This is a genomic window from Actinoplanes sp. URMC 104, assembly GCF_051386375.1.
In the GTDB taxonomy this organism is placed as follows: Bacteria; Actinomycetota; Actinomycetes; order Mycobacteriales; family Micromonosporaceae; genus Actinoplanes.
Genome location: NZ_JBPQTO010000004.1, coordinates 839,210 through 859,740, shown reverse-complemented (window position 1 = coordinate 859,740; position 20,531 = coordinate 839,210). Strand labels below are relative to the sequence as shown.

Sequence of the window (20,531 nt, the reverse complement as noted above, 5' to 3'; positions counted from 1 at the left end):
GAGCGGCGGAGCGGTAGCGAGGCGGGCCGAACCGGCGGAGCGGTAGCGAGGCGGGCCGAACAGGCGGAGCGTAGCGATACGGGCAAGCGACACGGCAGAAGGAGTCGAGCCACCGCAGCAGGCCTGCTGAGCGGCGGCGGAGCGGCTCAGGAGGCGTCGTCGGCGCGGAGGGGGCGGATGTTGTCCGGGGCGGCCTGGGCCAGCTGAGTGAGCGCCTGCACGATGCGCTCCGACGGCATCGGGCGGCAGAAGTGGTAACCCTGGGCGACAGGACAACCGAGGGCGATCAGCGCGGCCCGTTGCTCCGTGGTCTCGACGCCCTCGGCGACGACCCGTACGCCCAGGCGGGCGCCCAGCTCCACGGCGCCGCGGACGACGGCGCCGGCGGCGGCTGAGTCGATCATGTCGTCGACGAAGGAGCGGTCGATCTTGATCTCGTCGACCGGCGCGCGGGTGACGATCGCCAGCGAGGAGTAGCCGGTGCCGAAGTCGTCGAGCGAGAGCTGGATGCCGCTGTCGCGCAGCTCGGCCAGCACCTCGTCGACGATGCGCTCCTCGCTCACGGCCACCGACTCGGTGATCTCGAGGACCAGGCGGGAAGCGGGCGCACGGTGCCGGCGCAGCGCCTCGGCGACCTGGGCGGGGAACGTGGGGTCGAGCAGGCTGCGGGCCGCCACGTTGACCGAGACCGGCACGTCGACGCCGGCGGCGTGCCAGCTGCCCGCGGCGGCGAGGGCCAGGTCGAGGACCCGGGCGGTGAACGCGGTGTGCAGCTCGGCGGAGTGCTCGACGGCCGGGACGAAGTCGTTCGGCGAGAGCTGGCCGCGGCGCGGGTGCCGCCAGCGCACCAGCGCCTCGACGCCGGTCGGCGCGGCGGTGACCAGGTCCACCGCGGGCTGCAGGTGCAGCACGATCTGGTCGTCGGCGGCGAGCGCGTCCTGCAGCTCGGCGAGCAGGGCGAGCCGGTCGGTGGTCACCGCGTCCTGACCCGCGTCGAAGGCGCTCACCGAGATCTGCTGCCGCTTGGCCTGGCGCAGGGCGAGCGAGGCGCGGCGGATCAGCTCGGCCGAGTCGGCGCGGCCCGCGGTGGTGGCGGCGACGCCGACCGCGACCTCGACGGCGAGCCGCACGCTGGAGATCTCCATCGGCGCGATGAGGTGTTCGACCAGCTCGCGGGCGCGGCGCAGGGCCATCGGCAGCGGGCTGGGCCGGTCGGCCCGCGCGGCCGAGTCGGTGAGCGTGGGGACGGCCGGGATGAGCAGCGCGAACTCGTCGTCGCCGGTGCGCGCCACCAGCTCGCCGTCGCGGGTCAGCTCGGTCAGCCGCTCGGCGATCACGCGCAGCACCTCGTCGCCGTGGCGGTGGCCGAGGGTGCCGTTGACCTCGCGGAAGTCGTTGACGTCGAGCAGCAGCAGGGCGACCGGGCGGTCCCGCTCCGAGGAGCGCAGCAGCCGGTCGCCGTCGTGGAGCAGGGTGGCGCGGTTGAGCAGCCCGGTGAGCCGGTCGTGGGTGACGTCGCTGGCGAGCCGCTGCTCGAGGTCGGCCAGCCGGGCGCGGGTCGCCGCGTCGTGCAGCGCGCCGGCCAGTGCGTCGCCGAACGCCGAGATCGCGGCCTCGTCGCGCGGGGCGGGCAGGGTCGGCTCGGAGAGCCAGACGGTCAGCTCGCCGACCGGGTCGCCGGCGACGGCCATCGAGCGGGTGATCGCGGGGCCGGGCAGGCCGGCGAGCGTGTTGTCCTGGCCGGGGCCGTCCTCGGCGTAGCGCCGCTCGCCGCCGGGGCCGTGGACCTCGATCTCGACCCGCCGCGCGCCGAAGACCTCGAGCGCGGCGCGCAGCCCGGCGCGCGCGACCTCGGCCTCGGTGCCGCCGGGCAGGGTCGCCGTGGCCGCCGAGAACGCCTCCCACATGCGGCGTTCCTCCTCGGCGCGCAGGTGGAAGCGGTACGTGCGCTGCAGCAGCCACAGCACGGGCGCGAACGCGAGCAGCCACAGCGGCCCGTCGACCAGCGCGCGGACCGCCGCGAGGCCGACCACCACGTTGCCGACGAACATCGGGACCTTCGCGTACGAGGCCCGCAGCAGGATCTGCCGGGCCGGGGCGTCACGGTGCAGGCTGAGCGTCAGCGTGGCCAGCCCGAACGTGATGAGCAGATACGCCAGCGCGCCCGCCGCCAGGCCCGCGGTCATGCGGGTGCTCAGCACGGGGGCGTCGCCGGCCACGAGCCCCGCCACCACGGTCGCTCCGGCCGCGCCCAGGCTCAGCGAGCCGGCCAGGTGCGCCACCTCGGCGAGGTTGCGGTGCGAGTTCCACCAGGACAGCACGGCCCACCCGGCGAGCGCGCCGGCCAGCGTGGCCGCGGGCAGCCAGCCGCGCGGCGCCACGACGAAGCCGATCACGAACGCGGCCTCGCCCCAGCTGACCGACACCACCCCGCGGCCGAGCCGGAAGCGCAGCCGCGCCAGTTGCCCGGCGGCCACGAGCGCGGCGGCGAGGGCCGCGCCGGCGAGGGCCGAGAGTGGACGGTCGGCGGGCCGCTCGGCCGGCACGAGGAAGCCGAGCACGGCGACGAGAAGCGCCGCGCCGGAGACCACGGCGGTGAGCGCACGGACCGCCCGGGAACGGCCGGCGAGACCCGCCGCGTCGATCCAGGAACGACGGACGGAGGCCCCGGCGACCGGGGGCGCGCTCACGAGAAACCCCACTTCAGCGGCGGCACAGGCGGATGCACGTGCATCTGCAGTGGAGAAATCGGGGGGCGGGAAATGGTCATTCTCGGCGCCCCCTTCCGCGCAGGGATCGGAGGCGGTGAAGCCCCCGGGCGGAAGGCTAAATCAATACCGATGAACACAACAGGGCTTGACGCACGACGCGTATCGCCCTTACGTCAGACCAATACGGACGGTGCTGTTACCCATTTGAAGGAAACGGCCCGCGACGTGGTCAAACGCGGCCCGCGTCGCCCTGCGCCGAACCGCCGTCACGCTTGGTAGTAACGCCTGTGACCTCGTCGTCAGCGGGGACGGCGGCCGCCACCGATCGATCGGCGTCGAGATCCGCAGAGGACTCGGCGGCGTCCGGACGCTCGAGATCCGCGTTCAGCCGAGCGATCTCAGCCTCACGCTGCGTCCGCTTCCCGTCAGCAAAACTGTCGGGAAGCCGACGAATGCGCTTGTTCATGTTGCGGATCAGCAGAACAGTCGCTATGGACATGAGCACGATGACGAACAACCCCATCGGGCCGGCCAGGCCGCCCGACCGGGTGTCACCGAAGTTGTTGACCGCGAAGATGTCCATCAGCCGAGCGTACTGCGGCGGGCAGGCCCGGCTCAGCGGGCCTCGACCGACTCGCGGATACCGGCGAAAAGGTCGGACTCGGGGATCGGGCTGTCGACCAGCGAGCGGGCCAGCTCGAAGTCCTCGGTGGGCCACACCTTCTGCTGCAGCTCGAGCGGGATCTTGAACCAGAAGCCGTCGGGGTCGACCTGGGTGGCGTGCGCGCGCAGCGCGTCGTCGCGGGTCTCGAAGTACTCGCCGCACTCGACCCTGGTGGTGATCTTGTCACCGCGGTCGTCGCGGTCGGCCCATTTCTCGAGCCACTCGGCGTAGGGCGACTCGAGCCCGGCGGCCAGCATGCCCTCGTGCAGCGCGAGCATGCGCGCCTTGGTCCAGCCGGAGTTGTAGTAGAGCTTGCGCGGCTGCCACGGCTCGCCCAGCTCGGGGTGCCGCTCGGGGTCGCCCGCCGCGTCGAAGGCCACCACCGAGATCTTGTGGCACATGATGTGGTCGGGGTGCGGATAGCCGCCGTTCTCGTCGTACGTCGTCATGACGTGCGGCCGGAACTCGCGGATCAGCTTGATCAGCGGAATCGCGGCGGTCTCCGGGTCCTGCAGGCCGAAGCAGCCCTCGGGCAGCGGCGGCAGCGGGTCGCCCTCGGGCAGGCCCGAGTCGACGAAGCCCAGCCACGACTGCTCGACGCCGAGGATCTCGCGGGCGCGGTCCATCTCGGCGCGGCGGATGGCGGAGATGTTCTCCAGCACGTCGGGCCGGTCCATCTTGGGGTTGAGCACGCTGCCGCGCTCGCCGCCGGTACACGTCGCGACCATCACCCGGACGCCCTCGGCGACGTAGCGCGCCATGGTCGCGGCGCCCTTGCTGGACTCGTCGTCGGGGTGCGCGTGCACCGCCATGAGACGCAACTGCTCAGCCACTGATGACTCCTCGGACCTGACCCGCGGCGGGCGGGCCGGTGTCGGCTGCGAAGATGGACCCTGTCATTCTTGCGGATCCCTCCGACAGAAAACGCACGAGAGGTGCACAGGTGAGCGAGACGCGCACCACAGACCCGGTCTTCCCGCCGGGGCGGTACGGACGGCGCCGCTCGGGCCGCCGCCGGCCGGTGCTGCCGATCGTCGCGCTCGTGCTGGTCATCGCCGCCTCGGTGCTGCTGTCGGTCAAGCTCTTCCAGCAGTACGGGCAGACCGACTACGACCCGCAGATCGTCGGGTGGGAGGAGCCGTCCGCCACCGTCATGACGATTAAGTTCAAGGTGCACGTGCCCGAGGGTGGGGCGGCCGAGTGCATTTTGCGCGCCCGCGACTACGACGGCTTCGAGGTCGGACGGCGCACGGTCGTGGTGCGGGCCGGGGCCGGCGAGTCGACGATCGACGCCCGCGAGGACGTGCCGACCAAGTCGCGCGCGTCGGTCGGCGACGTGATCCGGTGCCGGGCCGCCTCCTGATATACGTGCAAGATTGCGCAAATCCGGCGGCGTGCGTACCGCTGGTAAGCTAAGTAATTCGCTCCGTTCAGCATCCCCGCCAGAGATGCTGGGCGCTTTTTCAGTTTCCGTCGTTGCCCGTTCCAGCAAGGAGATCGACCGTGTCCAGTTCAGAGGCGCCCAAGACCTGGCTATCTCAGGACGCTTACGACCGGCTGCAGGCCGAGCTCGACGAGCTGATCGCCGGTCGCCCCGCCATCGCCGCGGAGATCAACGCGCGCCGCGAGGAGGGTGACCTCCGCGAGAACGGTGGCTACCACGCCGCCCGCGAGGAGCAGAGCCGGCAGGAAGGCCGGATCCTCTACTTGAAGGAGTTCCTGCGCAACGCCGAGGTCGGCGAGGCTCCCACCGCCGACGCGGTCGCGCCCGGCTCGGTCGTGACGATCTACTTCGACGACGACCCGAGCGACACCGAGACGTTCCTGCTCGGCTCGCGCGAGATCTCGTCCACCACCGACCTCACCGTCTACAGCCCGGAGTCCGCGCTCGGCGTGGCGATCCTGGGCGCGCGTGAGGGCCAGACCGTCACCTACACGGCGCCCAGCGGCTCCGACATCAAGGTGACCGTCGTGAAGTTCGGCCCGTTCGAGGGCTGACCCCCGGCTGCGGGGCGGGCCGACCGGGCCCGCCCCCCAGACGCAGGCCTCAGGGCGACGCCAGCAGCGACACCCGATATCCGGAGTCGCGCAGCGTGCCGATCAGCGCCGCCGAGTGGTCGGGGCCGCGGGTCTCGACCGACAGCGCGACCTCGGCCTCGCCGAAGCTGAGCCGCGGGCTCTGCCGCGAGTGCGCCACGTCGACGACGTTGGCCCGCTGATCGGCGATCTGACCGAGCAGCCGCGCCAGCTCGCCGGGCCGGTCGGGGCAGCGCACCGCCAGCCGCAGGAAACGGCCCGCCGACGCGAGGCCGTGCTCGATGACCCGCAGCAGCAGCATCGGGTCGATGTTGCCGCCGGACAGGATCGCCACCACCGGACCGTCCGCCGGGGGCGCGTAGGCCCCGGTCAGCAGCGCCGCCACGGCCGCTCCCCCGGCCGGCTCCACCACCATCTTGTGCCGCTCGAGCAGCACCAGCAGCGCGGCCGACAGGTCCTCGTCGGTGACCGTGACGATCTCGTCGACGAGCTTGCTGACGTGCGCGAAGGTCAGGTCGCCCGGCCGCAGCACGGCGATGCCGTCGGCGATCGTGACCGCCCGTTCCAGGCGCTGCGGAGAGCCGGCGACCAGCGAGGGCGGGTACGCCGCGGCGCCCGCCGCCTGCACGCCGACGACCCGGATGTCGGGCCGCAGCGCCTTGGCCGCCACCGCCACGCCCGAGACGAGCCCGCCGCCGCCGACCGCGGTGACGATCGTGGTGGCCTCCGGGCACTGCTCGAGGATCTCCAGCCCCACCGTGCCCTGCCCGGCGATCACGTCGGGGTGGTCGAACGGGTGGATCAGCACGGCGCCGGTGCTCGCGGCGAACTGGCGGGCCGCCTCCAGCGAGTCGTCGACGCTGGCGCCCGCGTACTCGATCGCCGCGCCGTACCCCCGGGTCGCGGTGACCTTGGGCAGCGGCGCGCCCTCGGGCATGAACACCGTGGCCCGCGTGCCGAGCAGCCCGGCGGCCAGGGCGACGCCCTGCGCGTGGTTGCCGGCGCTGGCCGCGACCACCCCGCGGGCCCGCTCGGCGTCGGACAGCCGGGAGATGCGGGTGTACGCGCCGCGGACCTTGTAGGAGCCGGCACGCTGCTGGTTCTCGCACTTCAACCACGCCGGGGTGCCGGTGATCTCGCCGAGCAGGCGCGACGGGATCAGCGGGGTGGTCTTGACCACGCCGGTCAGCAGCTCGCGCGCGGCCCGGACGTCGGCCGCGGTGAGCAGGTCGAGCGGGTTCATTCCTGGAATGCTCTCACCCTCCTCAGGCGAAGGCGTGACGCTGCCAGGGGTTGAGCACCTCGAACTGGCCCGCCACCGCGAGCAGCAGCGCCTCCGAGTCGGGCGGCCCGACCAGCTGCACCCCGAGCGGCAGGCCGTCGGGCCGGGTGCCGACGGGCACGACGATCGCGGGCAGGCCCGCGATGTTCCAGGGCGCGGCGAACGGGGCGTAGCGCATGTTGACCGACATGTTGTGCCGCCAGGACGCGGTCGCGAACCCGTCGGCGAGCGGCGGCGCGGCGGCGAGCGCCGGGGTGAGCAGCAGGTCGAGCGAGTTGTCGGCGAAGAACCGGATCGACGCCTCGCGGAACGCGTCGCGCTGCGCCTGCCGGACGAGCCCGCTGCGCAGCGCCCACTTGCCCAGCCGGATGTGGTGCCGGGTGCGGGGCTGCAGCTGGGCCAGCTGGTACTCGCCCGACTCGCGGTAGGCCGACGCGAACCAGGTGGCGAGCGTGCCGATCCCGAGCGACTGGGGATAGCGCGGGTTCGCGGTGACGGTGTCGTGCCCGGCCTGCACCAGCAGCTTCGAGGCCGTGGTCACCGCGGAGGTGTTGGGCTCGTCGGCGCGTACGCCCGGCAGGGGTGACCGCAACGAGACGCCCACCCGCAGCCGGCTCGGCTCCACCAGCCGGATCGGGTCGCGGCCCGCGAGCACCGAGAAACCGAGCGCGGCGTCCGCGACCGTGGTGGTGAGCACGCCGTTCTCGACCAGGTCGTACCAGTTGCTGATGCCCAGGTCGGAGGGGACCACCCCGCGGCCGGGCTTGAGCCCGACCAGCCCGCAGCACGCGGCGGGGATGCGGATCGAGCCCAGCCCGTCGTTGCCCTGCGCGATCGGCACCAGGCCCGCGGCGACCGCGGCGGCCGAGCCGCCCGAGGACCCGCCCGGCGTACGGTCGCGGTCCCACGGGTTGCGGGTGGGCCCGTCGGCGTCGTCGGTGACCGCCCACAGTCCCATCTCGGGCATCCGGGTGGTGCCGACGACGATCGCGCCCGCCCCGCGCAGCCGCCGGACGACCTCGTGGTCCTCCTCGGCGACGGCCGCCGTGCGCGCCGCGGCCGAGCCGTGCCAGCTGGGCAGCCCCGCGACCGGGGTGTTCTCCTTGACCGCGACCGGCACCCCCGCCAGCGGCAGGTTGGACAGGTCCTCCTGGTCGTCGACCTTCTCGGCCTCGGTGATCGCCTCGCCGCCGCGGACGACCCGGAAGGCGTCCAGCGACGGGTCGGTGATGGCGATCTGCTCGAGATGGTCGGCGACGATCTGGGTGGCGGTCGCGTCACCGCGCCGCACCGCACGGGAGATCTGCTTCGCGGTCGCGCCCACCCAGGTCGTCGCGTCGGTCATGTCGGGCTCTCCGTGTGTCAGCCGAGTGCCTGCTCCAGGTCGGCGAGCAGATCGTCAACGGTTTCGATGCCGACAGACAGTCGCACGAGATCGGCGGGGACTTCAAGCGCCGACCCCGCAGCCGACAGGTGTGTCATCTGCCCGGGATGCTCGATGAGCGACTCGATGCCGCCCAGCGACTCCGCGAGCACGAACAGCTTCGTCCGGTTGCAGATCTCGACGGCCTTCTCCATGCCACCGGCCGCGCGGAACGACACCATGCCGCCGAAGCGCTGCATCTGCTTGGCCGCCACCTCGTGCCCGGGGTGCGACTCGAGGCCCGGGTAGAGCACGGTGCCGACGGCCGGGTGCTCGCTGAGGAACCCGACGATGCGCTCGGCGTTGTCGCAGTGCCGTTCCATCCGTACGCCCAGGGTCTTGATGCCCCGCAGGGTGAGCCACGCGTCGAACGGGCCGTTCACCGCGCCCATCGCGTTCTGGTGGAAGGCGAGCTGGTCGCCGAGATCGTCGGAGGCCGCGATCAGTGCGCCACCGACCACATCGGAGTGCCCGCCGAGGTACTTGGTGGTGGAGTGCACGACGACGTCGGCGCCCAGCGCGATCGGCTGTTGCAGGTAGGGGGAGGCGAACGTGTTGTCGACCACGAGCAGCGCGTCGTACTCGTGCGCCAGACCGGCCAGCGCGGCGATGTCGGCGACGTTGAGCAGCGGGTTGGTCGGCGTCTCCGCCCAGATCAGCTTGGTGACCCCGGGGCGGAACGCGGCGCGCACGGCGTCGAGGTCGTCGAGCGGCACCGCGGTCCAGGCCAGCCCCCAGTTCTCGAGCACCTTGGCGAAGAGCCGATAGGTGCCGCCGTACGCGTCCCCGGGGATGACGACGTGATCGCCGGGGCGGCACACGGCGCGCAGCAGCGTGTCCTCGGCCGCGAGACCGCTCGCGAAGGCGAGGCCGCGGCGACCGTTCTCGAGCGCCGCGAGGCACTCCTGCAGGGCGTCGCGGGTGGGGTTGCCCGAGCGGCTGTACTCGTAGCCGAGACGGGGCGCGCCGACGGCGTCCTGGGCGTACGTGCTCGTCTGGTAGATCGGGGGCACGACCGCGCCGGTCCGGGGGTCCGGATCCTGGCCGGCGTGGATGGCGAGGGTGTCGAACCCGTAGTGGTTAGCCGTCATGCCGGCCAAGGCTAGTCTCACCTGGTGGCATCGTGCGTCTTCTGCGACATCGTGGCGGGGACAGTGCCCGCCTTCAAGGTGATCGACGTCCCCGAGGGTGTCGGCTTCCTCGACACGCGGCCGGTGTTCAAGGGTCACGTCCTGGTCGTGCCGCGCGCCCACGTCGTGACGCTGCCCGATCTGCCCGGCGCCGACCTGCCCGGGTTCTTCGGGCTCGTGCAGCGGGTGTCGGCCGCGGTGCCCGAGGCGCTGGGCGCGCAGGGCACGTTCGTGGCGAACAACAACATCGTCTCCCAGTCGGTGGCGCACCTGCACGTCCACGTGGTGCCCCGCACGAAGGGCGACGGTCTGCGCGGCTTCTTCTGGCCGCGGCACAAGTACGCGAGCGACGAGGAGGCCGCCTCGTACGCCGCGACGATCGCCGCGAAACTCGGGTAAGGATGGGGCGCCTCCCGGCGTTGTGCAGACCGGATGAAGGGAGTGACCGTGTTCCTGCGGCACAAGAAGCTCGAGCTGATTACCCCCGACCAGGCCCTGCCCGGCCGCCCGCTGGAGATGCCGGTGGCCGACAAGCACGTCGTGCTCGGCACCCCGCTCAAGGGCCCGTGGCCGGCCGGCCTCGAGGTCGCCGTCTTCGGGATGGGGTGTTTCTGGGGCGCCGAGCGGATCTTCTGGCAGCTGCCGGGCGTCTACTCGACCTCGGTCGGCTACGCGGGCGGGTTCACCAGGAACCCGACCTACGAGGAGGCCTGCTCCGGCTCCACGGGGCACGCCGAGGTGGTCCAGGTCGTCTACGACCCCAGCAAGATCCAGTACGAGGACCTGCTGAAGGCGTTCTGGGAGAACCACGACCCGACGCAGGGCATGCGCCAGGGCAACGACGTGGGCACCCAGTACCGTTCGGCGATCTACACGACCACGGACGAGCAGGCCAAGGTCGCGCAGGCCTCGCTGGAGGCCTTCCAGCCCGTGGTCAGCGCCGCCGGCCACGGCCGCATCACCACCGAGATCAAGCCGCTCGGCGCGTACTACTACGCCGAGGACTATCACCAGCAGTACCTGAGTGACGCCAAGAACCCGTACGGCTACTGCAACCACGGCCCCAACGGCATGACCTGCCCGGTGGGTGTGGCCCGCACCAACTGACGCTCACCGCCGGCGAACAGCCCGCGCCCGCTCCGGCAGGCGCGGGCCTTTCTCTGTCACTACACTTGTAGTGATCTCCACTACGATCGTAGTATCGGACATGGCCACACGCCGCGAGGACCTGCTCGACGCCGCGATCACCGTGCTCGGCGAGCGAGGGATCCACGCCCTGACCCACCGCGCGGTCGACACCACCGCGGGGCTGCCGGCGGGTTCCACCTCCAACCACTTCCGCACCCGCGACGCGCTGCTCGACGCCGTGGTGGTGCGCTTCGCCGCCCGCGAGCGCGCCGCCTGGGAGGACCTCGCGCGGCGGGCCTCCCCGACCACCCCGCAGGAGCTGGCCCAGGTGCTGGCGGCGGCCGCCAAGGAGGCCACCGGCACGCTCCGGACGCTGACCCTGGCGCGCTACGCGATCCTCGTCGAGGCCGGCCTCCACCCGTCGCTGCGCGCGCAGCTCAGCGCCACCGGGAGCGGCGTCAACGCGTGGTTCCTGCAGTGGCTGCGCCTCGCCGGCTCGACCGACCCCGAGCGCGACGCGCCGATCATCATGAACCACTACACCGGCCTCGTCCTGCACGACCTGGCCATTCCCGATCCGGCGTTCGACCCGGCCGGACAGATCACCGCCCTGGTGACGACCGTGATCCGTCCACGATCCGTGGAGGTTCCGCCATGACCGTTCCCCTCGACCGCGACCGCCTCTGGCAGGCCGTCGACGCGCAGCGGGCGAGCCTGACCGCCCTGCTCGACGACCTCTCCGGCGACGAGTGGCGGCAGCCGTCGCTGTGCGCGGGCTGGACCGTGCGCGACGTCGCCGCCCACCTGACCATGCAGCAGCTCGGCCCCGGGGACATGCTGCGCCTGCTGAGCCGGTGGCGCGGCAGCCTGGACCGTACGGGCGAGCACGTCGCCCGGCGGCGGGCCGCCGAGCTGACCACCGACCAGATCGTGGCCGCCATCCGCGGCACGATCGGCTCGCGCCGGCACAACTTCGGCGTCACCCCGCTCGAGACGCTCACCGACATCCTGGTGCACAGCCAGGACATCGCCATCCCGCTCGGCCGCCGGCTCGACATGGACCCCGAGGCCGCGGCCACCGCCGCCACCCGCAACCTGACGATGCGCCTGCCGCCGCCGATGCCCTCGGTCCGGCGGATGGCGGGCTTCCGGCTGACCGCCACCGACACGACCTGGTCGGCCGGCGAGGGCCCGGAGGTCCGGGGCCCCATGGCCGCGCTGCTGCTCGTGTGCTGCGGCCGTCTCGTGGCGCTGCCCCAGCTGTCCGGCGAGGGCGCCGCCGCCCTCACCGCCCGCTTCCGGCCGGCCGCGCCCAAGGCGCCGTCATGACCGCCCCGGCGTATCTGAGCAGGCAAGGCGAGTTTCATCCCGACCCGAGCCTGCTCGTCGTGCCGCCGGAGGACCGGGAACGGTTCCAGCGCCTCGCCGGCCGTCCGCTCGACCTTTCTCTGACCCCGGAGGACCGTACGACGGCGTTCCGTCAGGTCCGTGCCTACATGGCCGGGCTCGTGTCCCGGCCCGGGCCGGGTGTGCTGGGCGCCCTGGCTCGCGAGCACGGCGACGAGGCCACCGTCGACGAGCTGGCCGCCATCGGGCATCTGATGCTGCTCGCGGGCCACGAGACCACCGCGAACATGCTTTCGCTGGGCACGCTGGCGCTGCTGCGCCACCCCGGGCAGATGCGCGTCCTGCGGGAGCGGCCGGACAGGGTCGACGCCGCCGTCGAGGTGCTGCTGCGGTGGCTGACCGTCGTCAATGCCGCGTCGCCGCGGGTCACGACCGAGCCCGTGGAGCTGGCCGGCCGGCGGCTCCCGGCCGGGGAGCTGGTGCTGGTGTCGCTGTCCGCCGCGAACCGGGACCCGGCGTATGTCCGCGACCCCGGCGACCTCGACCTCACCCGTGGCGAGGCCGGCCATCTCGCCTTCGGCCACGGCGTGCACCACTGCCTCGGTGCGCCGCTGGCCCGGGCGGAGCTGCGCATCGCCCTGCCGGCCCTGCTGCGCCGGTTCCCGCGGCTGCGGTTCGCCGATTCGACGGCTGGCGTACGGCTGCGCCCCGGCGGCCTCGTCCACGGCGTGACCGCTCTCCCCATGGCATGGTGACTGTTTCACGCCTCAGGGTGGAAAAGATCGACATGTCCCGACATGCTCCGCACACTGGAGATCGATCGCGGGGTGTCGTGGGAGGTGACCCATGCCGGTTTTCTACAACGACGATGAACGTTTCGCCTGGAACCTGGCCGAGTCGCTGGTCGAGCAGGCCGAGGAGATGATGCGCGAGGCCGAGGCGGCCCTCGACATGTGGAAGACCGGCAAGGAGATGAACCGGCTGCGCTGCCTGCGCAAGGGGATCAGCGAGTCGGACGCCGAGATCCGCTGGTCCGCCTCGGCCAACGCGAAGAACGCGCTGACCAACAACAGCTTCCACGTGGGGCTGGCGACCATGTATTACGGCGCGGCGGCCGCCAATTACACGAGGGCGCTCTATCTGCGCAGCCTGGGCGGCCGGCCGATGGCGGCCTAGTCGTCCTCGGGGGACGGGGCCGGCGCGGACTGCGACGGCTGGCGGGGCTGGTCGGAGGGCGACGCCGCGGCGGGCGTCGCCAGGGCCAGGCCGAGCACGGCGCCGGCGCTGATCAGTCCGAGGCCGGCCAGCGAGACGGGCCGGCGGTCGGGCTTCTCCATGCGTACCTCCAGAGCGACGGGCTCCCAGCGTGGCGCGGCATCCTGTGACGTGGCTGTGCGGAAGCTGCCAATCGCTTGACCTGTGTCAGCGTCACCCGATCGGGCAGTATTAACGCATGGAGATCGCCACCGAAACAGAGCGTAAGTACGACGTCCCCGCGGAGTTTCGGCTGCCCGATCTCGCCGGCAAGGCAGGGATCCGCAGCACGGACGGCGCCGAGACGCACGACCTCGACGCGACCTACTTCGACACCGACGACCTCGCGCTGATGCAGAACCGCCGCACGCTGCGGCGGCGCAGCGGCGGCAGCGACGCCGGGTGGCACCTCAAGACGCCGGGCGAGGGCACGGACCGCACCGAGCACCGCCTCCCCCTCGACGGCACACCCGGAACCGTGCCGGCCGAGCTCGTCGGCCAGGTGCGGGCGATCATCCGGCGCCGGGAGCTCAAGCCGATCGCCCGGCTGCGCACGCACCGGGTCGAGACGCCGCTGCGCGATGCCGACGGCAACACGCTCGCGCTGGTCGCGCAGGACGAGGTGACCGCCGAGACCGACGGGCACGAGCAGCGGTGGCAGGAGGTCGAGGTCGAGCTCGTCGATGGCAGCCCCAAGGTGCTGGCCGCCGTCGAGAAGGCGCTGTTCGCCGCCGGGGCCACCCCCGCGGGCGGCCCCTCCAAGGTCGCACGCGCGCTGGGCAACCGGCCCCGCCCCGCCGCCAAGCCGCCCAAGGACCCCGTGCTCCGGTACGTCCGGGAGCAGCGCGACGCCATCGAGGCGTACGACCCGGGGGTCCGCCGCGGCGACGCGGAGGCGGTGCACAAGATGCGCGTCGCCACCCGGCGCCTGCGCAGCACGCTCAAGACCTTCAAGCGCACCTTCGCCGAGGCGTCCGACCTGGGCGGCGAGCTGAAGTGGCTCGCCGACCTGCTCGGCCAGGTCCGCGACGGCCAGGTGCAGGAGGGCAAACTGCTCTCCGGCCTCGACGAGCAGAGCGCCGAGTTCGGCCCGGTCGCCGCGCGCATCCGCGAGCACCTCGACCGCCAGGTCGCCGAGGGCCGCGCCGCGCTCGACGAGGCGCTCGAGGGCGAGCGCTACCTGACGCTGCTCGATCGCATCGACCAGCTGGCCGCGCAGCAGACCGTCGAGCCCCAGCCGCTGCGCCGCGCGCTCAAGAGCCTGCAGAAGGCCGACGCGCTGCTCGACGAGGCGCTGTTCCACGGCGAGGACCACGAGCTGCACGAGGCCCGCAAGGCGTACAAGCGGGCCCGGTACGCCGTCGAGGTGTTCGCGCCCGCGGCCGGGCGGCCCGCCAAGGACCTGGTGGACGCGCTCACCGAGCTGCAGGACGTGCTCGGCGCGCACCAGGACTCGGTGGTCGCCCGCGAGCTGCTGCAGGAGCTCGGGCAGGACAGCTTCTGGTTCGGGGTGCTCTATGCCCGGCAGGAGCAGGTGGGCCGGGAGACGTACGCCCAGCTGCCGGTCGTGGTGGAGACGTCGCGCAGCCGCAAGCTGCGCAAGTGGATGAATTGATTGTTCACCCGACGGCCCGTTGCGACGTCACTCTCGCTGGGTAAGCAGGGGGCATGCAGTCGGAGGCGGAGCAGGCACAGCACAACGGTTTCCAGAACGACACCGAGGACCTCACCACGAGCCCTTACGATGGTCCGATCGCGGAGTTGGGCGGCTACCGGGTCGCGGACGACGACGATGACGACCCGGTGCTGCTCAACGCCGACGGCACGCCCGTCGACACGTGGCGCGAGGAGTACCCGTACGACGAGCGCCTGTCCCGTTCCGAGTACGACCACCAGAAGCGGCTGCTGCAGATCGAGCTGCTGAAGCTGCAGAACTGGTTCAAGGACACCGGCGAGCGGCTGGTGATCCTCTTCGAGGGCCGTGACGCCGCCGGCAAGGGCGGCACGATCAAGCGGTTCATGGAGCACCTCAACCCGCGCGGCGCGGCGGTGATCGCCCTCGAGAAGCCGAACGAGCGCGAGAGCACCCAGTGGTACTACCAGCGCTACATCAAGCACCTGCCGTCCGCCGGCGAGATCGTGATGTTCGACCGGTCCTGGTACAACCGGGCCGGCGTCGAGCGGGTCATGGGCTTCTGCACCCGCGCCGAGTACCTCGAGTTCATGCGCCAGACCCCGGAGCTCGAGCGGATGCTGGTGCGCTCCGGCGTCCACCTGGTCAAGTTCTGGTTCTCGGTGACGCAGGGCGAGCAGCGCACCCGGTTCGCGATCCGCCAGGTCGACCCCGTACGCCAGTGGAAGCTCTCCCCCAACGACCTGGCGTCGCTGGACAAGTGGGACGACTACACCGAGGCCAAGGAGGCGATGTTCTTCTACACCGACACGGCCGACGCGCCGTGGACCGTGGTGAAGAGCAACGACAAGAAGCGCGCCCGGCTCGAGGCGATGCGCCACGTGCTCAACCGGTTCGACTACACGAACAAGGACGAGGACGTCGTCGGCCGCCCCGATCCGCTGATCGTCGGGCCCGCCTCGCTTGCGGTGGAAGGCACCGAAATGTCCCCTCGGGTATTCCCGCGCCTGTAGTGAGATTAAAAGTCTTGGCGTCGGCGCCTCCCGGTGGTTAACGTAGCCGTACACGTGAAGGGAGGTGGTCCGAAGTTGTATAGCAACGGGACTCGTGAGGTGGCTGTCCGCTAGCCGCTGTCCTCGACAGCTTCGAAAGAAGTAATACGTCGAGACCGTGTGGCAGCGGTCGCGGCGAATACCAGGCAGCCACCCGACCCCCAGGGATCCGGCCTTGTCCGACCGGACCTTCACGCGTGCGAACGCTGGAGGAAGTCCCTGGGGGTCGCTTCATTTCTCGGGGGTCTCGGTGCGCGAGCTGGTCGTCCTCGGCACGGCGAGCCAGGTGCCCACCCGGCACCGCAACCACAACGGCTACCTGCTGCGCTGGGACGACGAGGTGATCCTCTTCGACCCCGGCGAGGGCACCCAGCGGCAGATGCTGCTCGCCGGGCTCGCCGTCAGCCCCGTGCGCCGCATCTGCATCACCCACTTCCACGGTGACCACAGCCTCGGCCTGCCCGGCGTCCTGCAGCGCATCTCGCTCGACCGGGTGACGCATCCGGTGACGGTCCACTACCCCGCTGCGGGCCAGGAGTTCTACGACCGCCTGCGGCACGCCACCAGCTACTGGGACAACGCCGAGATAGTGCCGGCCCCGGTCGGCGGCGAGAGCTTCACGGCCGCCACGCCCGCGGGCCGCCTCACCGCGCTGCCCCTCTGGCACTCCCTTCCGACGTACGGCTACCGCCTCGACGAACCGGACGCGCGCCGCATGGTGCCCTCGCTGCTGGCGGCCCACGGCATCGCCGGCCCCGCGGTCGGCGAGCTGCAGCGGACCGGCCGCCTCGGCGACGTGACGCTCGAGCAGGTCAGCGTCGAACGGCCCGGGCAGAGCTTCGCCTTCGTCATGGACACCGGCCTGTGCGACAACGTGTTCGCGCTCGCGGCCGGGGTCGACCTGCTGGTCATCGAGTCGACGTTCCTGACCGAGGACGCCGCGCTGGCCGCCCAGGTGGGCCACCTGACCGCGGCGCAGGCCGGGGCGGTGGCGCGCGAGTCGGGCGTACGGACGCTGGTCCTCACCCACTTCTCGCAGCGCTACCCGGACGACTCCCGGTTCCTCGCCGAGGCGCGGGCCGAGTTCGACGGCGAGATCGTGGTCGCCTCGGACCTCGGGCGCGTCGCCGTGCCGGCCCGGCGGGAGGCTACGGTCGACCGATGAGCGTCCTGCTGCGTACGGCCACGGACTCTGACCTTGCCGCGGTGGGGGCCGTGCACCAGCGCTCGCGGGTGGCGGCCTACGCCCACATCCTCGCGCCGGAAACGCTCGCGCTGCGCTCGGCGGAGTCGTTCGGCGAGTGGTGGGCCGAGCGCTACCGCTGGGAGCGGGACACCCACTGCATGACCGTGGCCGACGAGGACGGCTCGATCGTGGGCTTCACCTACGTCGGGCCTTCGGAGACCGCCGGGGCCGCCGAGCTCTACGCGATCCACGTCGAGCCGTCACACGTCGGGACGGGGCTCGGGCGGCGGCTCATGGCGGACGCGCTGCCCAAGCTGGCCTCGGTCGGCGGCTCGCGGGCCGTCCTGTGGGTGCTGGAGGGCAACGCCCGGGCGCGGCGTTTCTACGAGGCCGGTGGCTGGGTCGCCGACGGGGAGACCCGGGTGGAGCCGGTGAACGGGGAGCCGGTGGGGCAGGTGCGCTACAGCCGGCCGCTGGGGCGTTGACCGGCGGGCCGGGGTTTGGTTAGGGTAGCCTAACTACGGACGCCGCACTGGCCGCCACGTCACCGCGGCGTCCGTCAGGGACGGTGTGCGTGCCGCTGTCACGGCCCCGCGCATCGGACGCGATCCGGCGCGCCCGGTCTTGCCGGGTCGGGCGCGCCGGGACTCGCGTTGTCCACAGGCCTCCGCGGCGCCGCTTGCGCTGGGAACTGCCGTTCTTGACGGCCCCGCGCCGTGCTCATCGCGTTGTACGCGCCGGAAACTACCGTTCGCGCTGGCACCCGCGCCGCAGTCACCGCGTCGTACGCGCCGGAAACTACCGTTCGCGCTGGCACCCGCGCCGCAGTCACCGCGTCGTACGCGCCGGAAACTACCGTTCGCGCTGGCACCCGCGCCGCACTCACCGCGTCGTACGCGCCGGCAACTACCGTTCGCGCTGGCACCCGCGCCGCACTCACCGTGTCGTACCCACCGGAATTCCCGTTCTTAACGGCCTTCGCGCCGCGCTGACCACGTCGTACGCGCTGGGCATTGTCCACAGGCCTTTGCGCCCACTCTGCCGAATGGTGCGCCGGAAGGTCTGTTGTCCACAGGCTTCTGCGGCGCCCTCGCAGGCGGCGTAGGCTCGCCGCACTCCCTGGGCGGGCGGGGGAGGCGGTGGCCCACCGGCTGATCTTGTGACTGGGCGGGGACGGGGCGATGGCCCACCGGCGGAGCTTGTGACTGGGCGGGGAAGCGGTGGCCACCGCGGGATCCTGTGGCTGAGCGGGGGAAGCGATGACCCGCCCGGGGAATCTTGTGGCTGGGCGGGAGCGCGAGACCGAATGGAACGGGGGAACCTGTGGTCTCGCACTCCCGCCAACCGTCCCGCCCGAACTGGAGGGGCGCGTCTGGCCGGAGACGCTGGACCGACGGAGGCGTGCCGGTCCTGTGCCAGTTCCAGGGCGGGTCCTTGCGGGCGGGAGATCGCGACGCTGGCGGGGCGCAGCGGACTCACCGCCTCGGACGACGCCTGCCCGGGCCGGGTGGCCATGGCCTGCCGGGGGAGGTCAAGCTGACGGGCGACGTCGTGGGCTCGATGGAGTTGTCTAGTCGAAGTAGCCGCGGTTCGGGGCCTGCCGCCGGCGGTCGTCGTGCCCGGCGCGCAGTCCGGGCATCGCGCGGATGCTGTTCAGGTCGTGTCGTACGGTCCACGCCTCGCGCCAGGGGCGGCGGGATGCGGCGTCGGCCCGTTCGGCGAGGCGCCGCGGCGCGCACGGCCACCGCCATCCGCACCAGACACAATTGCCTTCCCCGTCCGGCTCCGCGTGCCGCCCGAGCATCTGCTGGGCGTCCTGCCACAGCAGGCGGTCCACGATGTCGGTGGGCAGCGGCTGGTCGGCGATGACCATTCCCTCACCTTTCGTCGGCGTCCGGGGTGCCGGTCGGTTCGTCATGCGGCCGTCACAACCCATACAACCCCCGCGCGCCATCCCCCGGTCGGACTTTCTGTGCGACTGGCGCGACCGAGAGTGACGGACACGTGTTCGCCGTGGGCGGACGCCGTACGGGCATCGACGCTGGTCGGCACGGCGTTGAAGCCGCCATGGATACCGAACACACGGGTGTCGATTCACAGGCCCTCGATGCCTACAGCCGTGTGGTGACCGGCGTCGCCACCAAACTGCTCCCGTCGGTCGCCGCCCTTTCCGTACGCACCCCGCGCGGTCAGGGCGCCGGCTCGGCAGTCACCTTCACCGACGACGGATTCCTGCTCACCAACGCCCACGTGGTCGCCGGCGCGGACGGCGGAACGGCCGACTTCGCCGACGGCACCGAAACCCGCTTCGACGTGGTCGGCGCGGACCCCCTCTCCGACCTGGCCGTCGTGCGCGTGCACAACGCGGGCGCCCCGGCCGCGCCGCTCGGCAACGCCGACGAACTCAAGATCGGCCAGCTCGTCGTGGCGGTCGGCAACCCGATGGGCCTGGCCGGGTCCGTCACCGCCGGCGTCGTGTCCGGGCTGGGCCGCTCGCTGCCCGCGCGCGACGGCCGGCGCGTCCGCATCATCGACAGCGTCATCCAGACCGACGCGGCCCTGAACCCGGGCAACTCCGGGGGCGCGCTCGCCGACTCCACCGGCACCGTGGTCGGCGTGAACACCGCAGTGGCCGGGTACGGGCTGGGCCTGGCCGTCCCGATCAACGCGACCACCCGTTCGATCGTCGGCGAGCTGGTCGCCACGGGCCGCGTACGCCGGGCGTGGCTCGGCGTGGCCGGGGTGCCCACTCCCCTGCCGCCCGCGCTCGCCGAGCGGCTCGGGCAGAAGCTCGGCCTGCGCGTCGTCGAGGTGGTCCCCGGCAGCCCCGCGGGCAGCGCGGGCATCTACCTGGGCGACGTCATCATCACGGCCGGGGGCCGGCCGACGAGCACCGTCCAGGCGCTGCAGCAGCTCATGCTCGGCCCCGCCATCGGCTCGAACCTGCCGATGACCTTGCTGCGCAAGAACGCGCTGGTGGACGTCGTCACGGTGCCCGCCGAGCTGAGCTGACCCGCGGCCCCTCCGACCGTCGGGCCGGGGTCGCCACCTGGGCATCCGTACGAGGCTCAGGCCGCCCACGGCCGGACGAAGAGGCGGCGGCCGGCCGAGGGCGGCCGGGCGACAAGGCGGCCGGGCAACCAGGCGGCCCGGCGACCAGGCGGCCCGGCGGCCCGGCGACCAGGCGGCCCGGCGACCAGGCGGCCCGGCGACCAGGCGGCCCGGCGGCCGGGCGAAGGGCGGCTGGGCGACGAGGCGGCGGCCGGGCGAGCAGGACCGCGGGTGGGGCGGCCGGGTGCCATACTGCCCGGATGACCGACCCCGGCCAGGAGGGCGGCGTGCTGCTCGCCGCCATCGTCGACATGGCACCCGGCCACCCCGTCGAGGGCAGGCGCTACGAGGACGCCGTGCTGGCGCTGCTGCCCCGGCACGGCGGTTCCGTGGAGAGCCGCCTGCGCAGCACGGACGGGGCGTCCGAGGTCCACCGGATCCGGTTCCGCTCGCGGGCCGGCTACGACGCGTTCCTGGTCGACCCCGAACGGCTGGCCCTGCGCGAGCGGCTCGGCGACGCCGCCCCGACCACCCGCGTGATCGAGGTGCTCGAACCACCCGCTTGATCGAGGCGCCCGAGCCACCGGCGCGTGATCGCGCTGCCCGAGCCACCCACGCGCGATCGAGGTGCCC

The 20,531-nt window shown here is 72.5% G+C and carries 22 protein-coding genes; 14 read left to right on the top strand and 8 right to left on the bottom strand.

Translation table 11 applies throughout. From position 1 onward, the window contains the following. Nucleotides 1-146: 146 nt before the first annotated feature. The 3 genes from ACSNN8_RS17875 to mca form a co-directional block, all read right to left on the bottom strand. Complete coding sequence (locus ACSNN8_RS17875; RefSeq protein WP_436650751.1) at nt 147-2,645, bottom strand: putative bifunctional diguanylate cyclase/phosphodiesterase; 2,499 nt, start codon at nt 2,643-2,645, stop codon at nt 147-149. A gap of 295 nt (nt 2,646-2,940) precedes the next feature. Continuing rightward, nucleotides 2,941-3,294, bottom strand: a complete 354-nt coding sequence (locus tag ACSNN8_RS17870) for a hypothetical protein (RefSeq protein ID WP_436650333.1) — start codon at nt 3,292-3,294, stop codon at nt 2,941-2,943. A 32-nt stretch (nt 3,295-3,326) separates the two neighbouring features. After that, entirely contained in the window at nt 3,327-4,208 is an 882-nt protein-coding gene (mca, locus tag ACSNN8_RS17865; RefSeq protein ID WP_436650332.1) for a mycothiol conjugate amidase Mca, read from the bottom strand. Between the two features lie 110 nt (nt 4,209-4,318). Between mca and ACSNN8_RS17860 the strand changes: the two genes are divergently transcribed. Together ACSNN8_RS17860 and greA are read left to right on the top strand one after the other, a co-directional pair. Further along, nucleotides 4,319-4,738: a DUF4307 domain-containing protein gene (locus tag ACSNN8_RS17860; RefSeq protein WP_436650331.1), complete on the top strand. Its 420-nt coding sequence runs from the start codon at nt 4,319-4,321 to the stop codon at nt 4,736-4,738. A gap of 140 nt (nt 4,739-4,878) precedes the next feature. Beyond that, the gene (gene greA, locus ACSNN8_RS17855; RefSeq protein ID WP_436650330.1) at nt 4,879-5,373 is read left to right on the top strand and encodes a transcription elongation factor GreA; all 495 of its coding nucleotides are present in this window, start codon (nt 4,879-4,881) and stop codon (nt 5,371-5,373) included. Nucleotides 5,374-5,422: 49 nt separating this feature from the next. Here greA and ilvA read toward each other — a convergent pair whose 3' ends face one another. Genes ilvA through ACSNN8_RS17840 form a run of 3 tightly spaced genes read right to left on the bottom strand, consistent with a single transcriptional unit; the run spans nt 5,423 to nt 9,208 of the window. After that, a complete protein-coding gene (ilvA, locus tag ACSNN8_RS17850; protein WP_436650329.1) occupies nt 5,423-6,655 on the bottom strand; it encodes a threonine ammonia-lyase in 1,233 nt (410 codons plus the stop codon). Nucleotides 6,656-6,677: 22 nt separating this feature from the next. Next, the gene (locus tag ACSNN8_RS17845) at nt 6,678-8,039 is read right to left on the bottom strand and encodes an amidase (protein ID WP_436650328.1); all 1,362 of its coding nucleotides are present in this window, start codon (nt 8,037-8,039) and stop codon (nt 6,678-6,680) included. Between the two features lie 17 nt (nt 8,040-8,056). Beyond that, on the bottom strand, nt 8,057-9,208 hold the full coding sequence (locus ACSNN8_RS17840) for a cystathionine gamma-synthase (protein WP_436650327.1): 1,152 nt from the start codon (nt 9,206-9,208) through the stop codon (nt 8,057-8,059). 24 nt (nt 9,209-9,232) lie between these two features. Here ACSNN8_RS17840 and ACSNN8_RS17835 point away from each other — a divergent pair, with 24 nt between their 5' ends. The 6 genes from ACSNN8_RS17835 (at nt 9,233) to ACSNN8_RS17810 (ending at nt 12,898) form a co-directional block, all read left to right on the top strand. Beyond that, nucleotides 9,233-9,646 (top strand): HIT family protein, encoded by a 414-nt coding sequence (locus tag ACSNN8_RS17835; RefSeq protein WP_436650326.1) that lies wholly within the window; start codon nt 9,233-9,235, stop codon nt 9,644-9,646. Between the two features lie 48 nt (nt 9,647-9,694). After that, nucleotides 9,695-10,354 (top strand): peptide-methionine (S)-S-oxide reductase MsrA, encoded by a 660-nt coding sequence (gene msrA, locus ACSNN8_RS17830; RefSeq protein ID WP_436650750.1) that lies wholly within the window; start codon nt 9,695-9,697, stop codon nt 10,352-10,354. Nucleotides 10,355-10,454: 100 nt separating this feature from the next. After that, entirely contained in the window at nt 10,455-11,033 is a 579-nt protein-coding gene (locus tag ACSNN8_RS17825) for a TetR/AcrR family transcriptional regulator (protein ID WP_436650325.1), read from the top strand. Next, a complete protein-coding gene (locus ACSNN8_RS17820; RefSeq protein WP_436650324.1) occupies nt 11,030-11,704 on the top strand; it encodes a maleylpyruvate isomerase family mycothiol-dependent enzyme in 675 nt (224 codons plus the stop codon). Before ACSNN8_RS17825 ends, ACSNN8_RS17820 begins: the two co-directional genes overlap by 4 nt. Further along, a complete protein-coding gene (locus tag ACSNN8_RS17815) occupies nt 11,701-12,477 on the top strand; it encodes a cytochrome P450 (RefSeq protein WP_436650323.1) in 777 nt (258 codons plus the stop codon). Before ACSNN8_RS17820 ends, ACSNN8_RS17815 begins: the two co-directional genes overlap by 4 nt. 91 nt (nt 12,478-12,568) lie before the next feature. After that, nucleotides 12,569-12,898, top strand: a complete 330-nt coding sequence (locus tag ACSNN8_RS17810; RefSeq protein WP_436650322.1) for a hypothetical protein — start codon at nt 12,569-12,571, stop codon at nt 12,896-12,898. On the opposite strand, the gene ACSNN8_RS17805 is transcribed toward ACSNN8_RS17810, so the two are convergent. Continuing rightward, the gene (locus tag ACSNN8_RS17805; protein ID WP_436650321.1) at nt 12,895-13,059 is read right to left on the bottom strand and encodes a hypothetical protein; all 165 of its coding nucleotides are present in this window, start codon (nt 13,057-13,059) and stop codon (nt 12,895-12,897) included. The two genes, ACSNN8_RS17810 and ACSNN8_RS17805, sit on opposite strands and share 4 nt — an antisense overlap. A 116-nt stretch (nt 13,060-13,175) precedes the next feature. Here ACSNN8_RS17805 and ACSNN8_RS17800 point away from each other — a divergent pair, with 116 nt between their 5' ends. The 4 genes from ACSNN8_RS17800 (at nt 13,176) to ACSNN8_RS17785 (ending at nt 17,332) form a co-directional block, all read left to right on the top strand. Continuing rightward, nucleotides 13,176-14,591, top strand: a complete 1,416-nt coding sequence (locus ACSNN8_RS17800) for a CHAD domain-containing protein (RefSeq protein ID WP_436650320.1) — start codon at nt 13,176-13,178, stop codon at nt 14,589-14,591. Between the two features lie 53 nt (nt 14,592-14,644). Further along, a complete protein-coding gene (gene ppk2 / locus ACSNN8_RS17795; RefSeq protein ID WP_436650319.1) occupies nt 14,645-15,622 on the top strand; it encodes a polyphosphate kinase 2 in 978 nt (325 codons plus the stop codon). 289 nt (nt 15,623-15,911) lie between these two features. After that, complete coding sequence (locus ACSNN8_RS17790; protein ID WP_436650318.1) at nt 15,912-16,826, top strand: ribonuclease Z; 915 nt, start codon at nt 15,912-15,914, stop codon at nt 16,824-16,826. Continuing rightward, nucleotides 16,823-17,332 carry an N-acetyltransferase family protein gene (locus tag ACSNN8_RS17785; protein WP_436650317.1) on the top strand — a complete coding sequence of 170 codons (510 nt, stop codon included), beginning with the start codon at nt 16,823-16,825 and terminating at the stop codon, nt 17,330-17,332. Before ACSNN8_RS17790 ends, ACSNN8_RS17785 begins: the two co-directional genes overlap by 4 nt. A 1,085-nt stretch (nt 17,333-18,417) precedes the next feature. Here ACSNN8_RS17785 and ACSNN8_RS17780 read toward each other — a convergent pair. Beyond that, entirely contained in the window at nt 18,418-18,720 is a 303-nt protein-coding gene (locus tag ACSNN8_RS17780; RefSeq protein ID WP_436650316.1) for a hypothetical protein, read from the bottom strand. A gap of 194 nt (nt 18,721-18,914) precedes the next feature. Here ACSNN8_RS17780 and ACSNN8_RS17775 point away from each other — a divergent pair, with 194 nt between their 5' ends. Next, nucleotides 18,915-19,859, top strand: a complete 945-nt coding sequence (locus tag ACSNN8_RS17775) for a S1C family serine protease (protein WP_436650315.1) — start codon at nt 18,915-18,917, stop codon at nt 19,857-19,859. Nucleotides 19,860-20,158: 299 nt separating this feature from the next. Continuing rightward, the gene (locus ACSNN8_RS17770; RefSeq protein ID WP_436650314.1) at nt 20,159-20,464 is read left to right on the top strand and encodes a hypothetical protein; all 306 of its coding nucleotides are present in this window, start codon (nt 20,159-20,161) and stop codon (nt 20,462-20,464) included. Nucleotides 20,465-20,531: the final 67 nt, after the last annotated feature.